We start from the raw sequence: 3,643 nt of genomic DNA, 5'->3' as shown, positions 1-3,643 counted from the left end.
CCGCCGCCGAGGAGCGTCCGGCCCGGTGCGGCTCGTGGGTGCTCGCGCCGGCGACGTCGCCACCGCGGTCGAGGCGACCCGGACGTGGCCGTCTACGGCCGACGACGTCACGCCGGCGGCCGCGTCGAGCTGCTGCCGTTCCTGCGCGAGCAGGCGGTCTCGATCACCGCGCACCGGTTCGGCAACCCCGACCCCGCCATGGCCCGGGTGCTCACCGGCGCCTAGGCGTCGGCCGGCGCGTCGCCCAGCAGGTCCCAGAGGTTGCCCCACGGGTCGCGGAACACGCACACGCGGCCGTAGGCCTCCTGGCGCACCGGCCGCACGAGCTCGCAGCCGGCCGCGGCGAGGCGCGTCAGCGTCGCGTCGAGGTCGGGCACGCGCAGGAACAGTCCCACGCGGCCGGCGAACTGGCGCCCGACCACGGCCTCCTGCTCGGCCCCGTCGGCCCGCGCCAGCACGAGGCCGGGGCCGCCGTCGCCCGGACGCACGACGACCCAGCGCTTCGGGCTTCCGTCGGACGTCAGGGACGGCGCGTCCTCGACCAGGTCGAAGCCGAGCGTGCCGGTGAAGAAGGCCAGGGCGCGGTCGTAGTCGTCGACGACGAGGGAGAAGAGCTCGAACGGCATCGGGCCACCCTAGGCGGTGCCTCGGACGGCTCCCGGCAACGACGCGCGTCCGCTCGGCGCGTCTCCCGGATCCGCGCGTCGCCGTCCCTAGGATGGTCGCTGACGCACCATCCGGTGGTCTCGAGGAGGAGGTGGACCATGCGCGAGCTCGAGCTCGTCGGCCTGAGCGACGACCAGCAGTTCCTCGTCGCCCGCGACCCGTCCTCCGGCGAGGAGCTCGCCCTGCGGGCCGACCACCGCACGCTGTCCCAGGTCGCGAGGCTCAGCCGGGCCCCGCGGCCGCGACCCGGTCGATCGGAGACCACGATGGACATGTCACCGCGCGAGATCCAGACCCGAGTCCGCCGCGGCGAGACGCCCGAGGCGGTCGCCGACGCCGCCGGCGTCGACGTCGAGCGCATCATGGCCTACGCCATCCCCGTGCTTGCCGAGCGCGAGTTCATGGTCGAGCAGGCCCGCAAGACCGTCGTCCGCCGTCGTCACGTCGGCGGCGCCAACGTCGTCCTCGGCAGCCTCGTCGACGAGCAGGTCCAGGCCCGGGGCGGCTCGGCCGAGGCGGCCACGTGGGACTCCTGGCGCCGCGAGGACGGTCGCTGGACCCTCACCGTCCTGACCGAGGGCGCGAACGAGCCGGCCACGTTCACCTACGACGTCCAGGGCCGCTACGTGCTGCCCGCGGACCAGGTCGCGCACGACCTCGTCGGCTACCTCGCTCCCCCGGTCTCGCACGAGATGGCGATCGCCGACGCGCTGCGCGACGCCCCGACCCCGGACGCCACGCAGGTCGTCGAGCTCGTCGTCGAGCCCGAGGTCGACCTGCACCCGGTCGGCGTCTCGTCGCTCAAGGCGGCCCGCGACCGCCGGGCGATGGAGCAGATGGCCCTGGCCGAGGAGCAGCTCGCGCTGCCCACCGAGCCGGAGCCGGCCGAGCCCCAGGCCGAGCACGACGAGCCGGTCGAGGACCCGCAGCCCGAGCCCCCGCAGCAGCGTCCCGCCATGGCCGTGCCCGACGGGCTGCCCGACGACGGCCCGCGCAAGAAGCGTCACGAGCGTCGTCGCGTCCCCAGCTGGGACGAGATCATGTTCGGCTCCTCCGGCGACTGACCTCACCCCATCGCGGCTCCGCCGCGATTCGTGAGGATATGGACCTCCTTCGCCTCGAAGGGGGTCCATTTCTTCACACTTCTCGGCAGCGCGGACGCGCGGTGAGGGACGGCGTCAGTCGAAGGGCAGGACGTCGGGCGACAGCGCGGACGCCTTCGCGGTCGCGGCGGTCATGCGGCGACGGTGGTGGCGCCGGCACAGCACCTCGTAGCCCACGGTCGGGGCCGGACGGTCGGGGTCGTCGACGTCGCCGACCACGATCACCTCGCCCTCGGTGACCATCCCGCCGTCCTCGGTGCGGGCGTTGTGCGTCGCCCGCCGGCCGCACCAGCACAGCGCCTCGACCTGCAGCGTGTGGACGCGGTCGGCGAGCTCCATGAGCCGGCGCGAGCCCTCGAACAGCTCGGTGCGGAAGTCGGTGAGGATGCCGAAGGCGAAGACGTCGACCTCGAGCTCGTCGACGATCTTGGCCAGGTCGTCGATCTGGCCGCGGGTGTAGAACTGCGCCTCGTCGCACACCAGGTAGTCGACCCGGCCGCCGCGGGTGAGCTCGTCGACGACGTACGTCCAGAAGCTGAAGTTCTCGTTGACCTCGATGGCCGGGACCGACAGGCCCAGGCGGCTGGAGAGGACGGCCTCGCCGGCGCGGTCGCGCGAGCTGAAGACGCGGCCCTCGCGCCCGCGGGCGCGGTGGTTGTGGTCCATCTGGAGCGCCAGGGTGCTCTTGCCGCTGTCCATCACGCCCACGAACGCCCGAAGCTCTGCCACCCCGCCATTCTGCCAGGGCGGCTCCGCGGTCAGGACGTCGCCACGAGCAGCGGGATGCGCATCTCCGGGCCGGTGATCGAGCCGTGGAAGCCGACCATGCCGATCTCGGAGGGGAAGTCCAGGGTGGCGAACACGCCGAAGTCGCCGAGCGCCGCCACGACCACGTCGCCCACGCGGCCGGCGACCGCGTCGTCGAGCGGGCCGAACCAGTCCTCGAGCCCCTCGTCGCGGGTGCGCACCAGCGCCCGGTCGCCCACCGCGGAGCGCCACCGGGCCGCGACGGCGGACGTCGTCCCGGGCCGGACGTGCAGGTGGCGCAGGCGCGCCTCGCCGGCCAGCACCTCGACGTCGTCGAGCAGGCGCGGGTGGTCGGCCACGTCGAACCGGTCGTCCGGCGGCAGGTCGATCATGCCGTGGTCGGCGGTGACGACCAGCGTGGTGCCGGGCGGCAGCTCCTCGTGCAGCCGGCGCACGTCGGCGTCGACCGCGACGAGCGTGTCGCGCCAGTCCTGCGAGCGGCAGCCCTGCCGGTGCCCGACGTGGTCCAGGCGCGGCTCGTAGGTGTAGACGACCGCCCGGTCGGTGGCCTCGAGCGCGTCCAAGCAGGCGTCCAGCTGCTCCCACTGGTTGTCGATGCCGGTGAACGGCACGCCGTGCTGGCTCACCGCGGTCAGCCCGCTGCCGGCGAACCGGGCCTGGTTGACGACGGTGACGGGGACGCCGGCCGCGTGGATGCGCTCGAGCATCGTGGGGTGCGGCTGCCACTCGCGCGGGTCGACCGATCGTCCCAGGTCAGCGAGTTCAGCCGGCGGTTCGTGCCCGGGATGCGCGACGTGAAGCCGGTGACGCCGTGCCGGCCAGGCGCCAGGCCCGTGCCGAGCGAGGTCAGGCTCGTCGCGGTCGTGGACGGGACGCCGCAGGTGATCGGCTCGCGCGTGGCCAGGCCGGACAGGAACGGGGCGAGGTCGGCGTGCTGGGCGAGCAGGTCGGCGCCCAGGCCGTCCACGAGCACCACCAGGTAGCGCGGAGTCGCGGGCAGGTCGAACGGGTCCGAGCCGCCGGGCAGGCCGAGGCGGTGGGCGATCGCAGGCAGCACCATGTCGAGCGACCGGCCGCCGTAGGGAGGGCAGCAGCGGCGCGTCGGC

At 74.2% G+C, this 3,643-nt stretch carries 6 protein-coding genes; 2 read left to right on the top strand and 4 right to left on the bottom strand.

What is annotated here, in order from left to right; translation table 11 throughout:
• A partial coding sequence (locus AC2W7G_RS11585) for a hypothetical protein (protein WP_485868570.1) occupies positions 1–225 on the top strand: 225 nt, incomplete at its 5' end.
• On the opposite strand, the gene AC2W7G_RS11580 is transcribed toward AC2W7G_RS11585, so the two are convergent.
• Positions 222–626, bottom strand: a complete 405-nt coding sequence (locus AC2W7G_RS11580) for a VOC family protein (protein WP_485868569.1) — start codon at positions 624–626, stop codon at positions 222–224. The two genes, AC2W7G_RS11585 and AC2W7G_RS11580, sit on opposite strands and share 4 nt — an antisense overlap.
• A gap of 138 nt (positions 627–764) precedes the next feature.
• On the opposite strand from AC2W7G_RS11580, the gene sepH reads away from it, so the two are divergent.
• Positions 765–1,730 (top strand): septation protein SepH, encoded by a 966-nt coding sequence (gene sepH, locus AC2W7G_RS11575; RefSeq protein WP_485868568.1) that lies wholly within the window; start codon positions 765–767, stop codon positions 1,728–1,730.
• Between the two features lie 114 nt (positions 1,731–1,844).
• On the opposite strand, the gene AC2W7G_RS11570 is transcribed toward sepH, so the two are convergent.
• The 3 genes from AC2W7G_RS11570 to AC2W7G_RS11560 all read right to left on the bottom strand — a co-directional run.
• Positions 1,845–2,498 carry a thymidine kinase gene (locus AC2W7G_RS11570; protein WP_485868567.1) on the bottom strand — a complete coding sequence of 218 codons (654 nt, stop codon included), beginning with the start codon at positions 2,496–2,498 and terminating at the stop codon, positions 1,845–1,847.
• 29 nt (positions 2,499–2,527) lie between these two features.
• The gene (locus AC2W7G_RS11565) at positions 2,528–3,244 is read right to left on the bottom strand and encodes an alkaline phosphatase family protein (protein ID WP_485868566.1); all 717 of its coding nucleotides are present in this window, start codon (positions 3,242–3,244) and stop codon (positions 2,528–2,530) included.
• The coding region (locus tag AC2W7G_RS11560; protein ID WP_485868565.1) for an alkaline phosphatase family protein at positions 3,169–3,643 on the bottom strand (475 nt) is incomplete at its 5' end. The genes AC2W7G_RS11560 and AC2W7G_RS11565, both read right to left, overlap by 76 nt.

It is taken from the genome of Aeromicrobium sp. PFPM2_SD2 (assembly GCF_057364525.1).
This window is presented reverse-complemented; position numbering and strand designations above follow the sequence as displayed.